Source organism: uncultured Rothia sp. (assembly GCF_937976295.1).
In the GTDB taxonomy this organism is placed as follows: domain Bacteria; phylum Actinomycetota; class Actinomycetes; order Actinomycetales; family Micrococcaceae; genus Rothia.
On sequence record NZ_CALJRY010000272.1, the window covers coordinates 1 to 3,247 of the forward strand.

The 3,247-nt window shown below is 62.4% G+C and carries 3 protein-coding genes and 1 pseudogene; 3 read left to right on the top strand and 1 reads right to left on the bottom strand.

Going from position 1 to position 3,247, the window contains the following annotated elements:
- From Q0216_RS07200 to Q0216_RS07210, 3 genes and pseudogenes are all read left to right on the top strand, one after another.
- Positions 1-285, top strand: a pseudogene (locus Q0216_RS07200) (NUDIX domain-containing protein); the annotation flags it as partial.
- A gap of 181 nt (positions 286-466) precedes the next feature.
- On the top strand, positions 467-1,069 hold the full coding sequence (locus Q0216_RS07205) for a TIGR00730 family Rossman fold protein (protein ID WP_298594100.1): 603 nt from the start codon (positions 467-469) through the stop codon (positions 1,067-1,069).
- A gap of 41 nt (positions 1,070-1,110) precedes the next feature.
- A complete protein-coding gene (locus Q0216_RS07210; protein WP_298594102.1) occupies positions 1,111-1,815 on the top strand; it encodes a pyroglutamyl-peptidase I in 705 nt (234 codons plus the stop codon).
- A 181-nt stretch (positions 1,816-1,996) separates the two neighbouring features.
- Here the strand turns inward: Q0216_RS07210 and pgi are convergent.
- The coding region (gene pgi, locus Q0216_RS07215) for a glucose-6-phosphate isomerase (RefSeq protein ID WP_298594103.1) at positions 1,997-3,247 on the bottom strand (1,251 nt) is incomplete at its 5' end.

Below are 3,247 nucleotides of genomic sequence, written 5' to 3' on the forward strand. Positions count from 1 at the left end.
AGCGAAGAAATCGGACTCACCCCCGACCCCGCCCGGATGCACCACCGCGGACTCCTGGAGGCGGCGGCACTGAACGAGGCAGGTTTTACGGTACGCGCCGAAACCTACGAATACGCACCCACCGATGCACAGCACGAGCAGCTGGCGACGTTGGTGCCGCAGGCAGAAATCGCTGAGCTGCGCTGGGTCAACCCCGCCATGAGCAGCCCCTCCGATTCTGCTGCGCAGGCACCGTTGAATACCGAGCAGATTTTCCCGTTGCTGGCGCGCACCCCGCTACCGTAACCACCGCACTGCCGTAACCGCTGCGCTGCCGTAACCACAGTGCCTAACGTGCCCCTGAACTGGCGGGCGGCACACATGAGGTACACAGGTGCATCCGGTACCCTCAACACAGCAACATCTATCGCGGGTAGAACGCATAGAGGCGCTCCACCCCGAACCCCCATACATCCCAAGGAGAACCATGAAGAAGACTGACTACAACCTTGCCGTCTACTGCGGTGCACGCTCCGGCAACGACCCGCTCTTCACCACCCGCGCCCAGGAGCTCGGAACCCTCTGCGCCCAGAACAATATTGGCGTGGTGTACGGTGGCGGCCGCACCGGCCTCATGGGCACCGTCGCGGGCGCAACCCTGGACGCCGGCGGCGTGGTCTACGGCGTGGTCACCCACAAGCTGGTCGGCCTGGAGGGCGTGTACCCCGGCCAGACCACCCTCGAAATCGTGGACACCATGCACCAGCGCAAAATCGCCATGATCGACAAGGCTGACGCGTTCGTCGCCATGCCCGGCGGCCCCGGCACCCTCGAAGAGTTCTTTGAAGTGTTCAGCTGGCAGTTCCTCGACATTCACTCCAAGCCGGTCGCTCTGCTGAACGTCAACGGCTACTGGGACAAGCTCATCGACGCCATGCACTACATGGCGTCTACCGGCCTGCTCAACGAACGCTACCTGGATGAGCTCATTATCGTCACCACCCCCGAGGAGCTGCTGGAGGCGCTCGCCAAGGACCTGGAGCGCCGCGCTGCTGAAAAGAACGCGGCCGAAAAGAACGCTGCTGAATAAAACCAACACTGCTAAAACCACCGCAGAAAACGAGATTGACCATGGCAACCACCCCCAACCAGGCACGCACCCTGCTGCTGACCTTCTTCGGACCCTTCCCCGGCGTGCCCGTGAACCCCACCGTAGCGCTCGCCGAAGGTGCTCAGCGTCTGCTGAGTCAGACGCGCCCGGATTTGAACGTCATCACCCGCGAGCTGCCCGTCAGCTACGACGGTTCCAGCGCCGCCCTGCGCACCGCCCTGCAGGAGGTGCAGCCCGACGCGCTCATCAGCCTGGGCGTGGCGGTTGGCCGCGACGTGGTCAGCCTCGAACAGGTCGCTATCAACCTGGACTCCGCCGGTATTGAAGATAACGACGGCGACCAGCGCTGCGATGAGCCGATCGCTCCGGGCGGTCAGGAGGCGTACTTCTCCTCCCTGCCGGTGCGCGCCAGCTTTGAGCGCCTGCGCGCGGCGGGGGAACCGGTCGAAATTTCGTACACCGCCGGAACCTACGTGTGCAACCACGTGTTCTACGAGGGCCAGCGCATCAGCCACGAACTGGGGCTGAGCATCCCCGCAGGATTCGTGCACGTGCCCGCAACGTGCGCCGACGGTGAAGAGGCGACCGATGGCGTTGAGATGACCGCCCACCGTGACGCCGGTGGTGTAGTACGTGACGAGCAGGGCATCCCGCAGCTGCCCGAATCCACCGTGGTGCGCATTATTGCCGAGGTTGCATCCGACACCCTGCCCGCAGTGCACTAGCAGCACGGTATTGAGCTAAAGCCCGTACAACAAAACCGCCGGATAGCCTCCCGACTGGGAGCCTATCCGGCGGTTTGTGCATTTGCACTGAGTCAATTTGTGCTGGGCCAACTGCGCTGAACTAACTTGAGCTGACCCTACACAGCCGGGCTATAAAACCAGCATATGCAGACTCACACTACTACTTGGTGCGGTTTTTCAGGTAGTAGTCAATCAGCGAAGCAGTCGAAGAATCCTGACGGGCTAGAACCTCACGGTCACCCTCAATAGCGGGAACCAGGTCCAGAGCCAGCTTCTTACCGAGCTCAACGCCCCACTGGTCGAAGGAATCAATGCCCCAAACAACACCCTGAACGAAGGTGATGTGCTCGTACAGGGCAATCAGGGAGCCCAGAACGCGCGGGGTCAGGCGCGGCGCCATGATAGAGGTGGAGGGGCGGTTACCGCTGAAGATACGTGCGTTGACCACGTGCTCTGCGGTGCCCTCTGCACGAACCTCTTCCTCGGTCTTGCCGAAGGCGAGAGCCTGAGACTGTGCGAAGAAGTTCGCCAGGAACAGCTCGTGAACGTCCTGCTCGCCGTCCTTGGTCGGGTGGACCGGGTTAGCGAATGCCAGGAAGTCCGCGGGAATCAGGCGGGTGCCCTGGTGGATCAGCTGGTAGAAAGCGTGCTGGCCGTTGGTGCCGGGCTCGCCCCAGAAGACCTCGCCGGTCTCGTAGGTGACGGGACTGCCGTCGCGACGCACGGACTTGCCGTTGGACTCCATGGTCAGCTGCTGCAGGTACGCGGGGAAGCGGTGCAGGTACTGGTCGTAGGGCAGAACCGCGTGGGTCTCTGCGCCGAGGAAGTTCACGTTCCAGATGTTCAGCAGACCCATCAGAACGGGCACGTTCTGAGCCAGGGGAGCGGTGCGGAAGTGCTCATCCATTGCGTGGAAGCCTGCGAGGAATTCAGCGAAGACCTTCGGGCCGAAAACGATAGCCAGGGAGGTGCCGATAGCGGAGTCTACGGAGTAGCGGCCGCCAACCCAGTCCCAGAAGCCGAAAGCGTTCTCGGGGTCAATGCCGAATGCTGCAACCTTGTCCAGTGCGGTGGAGACAGCCACGAAGTGCTTAGCCACAGCCTCGGAAGCTTCCTTACCTTCCAGCGCGCCAGCCTCAGCCAGTGCGGAAAGCAGCCACTCGCGTGCCACGCGTGCGTTGGTCAGGGTCTCCAGGGTGCCGAAGGTCTTGGATGCGACGATGAACAGGGTGGTCTCGGGATCCAGGCCGGAGACCTTCTCAGCCACATCGGTCGGGTCAATGTTGGAGATGAAGCGTGCGGTGATGCCTGCATCAGCGTAGGGCTTGAGAGCCTCGTACACCATGACCGGGCCCAGATCGGAGCCACCAATACCGATGTTCACAACGGTCTCGATGCGCTTGCCGGTGAT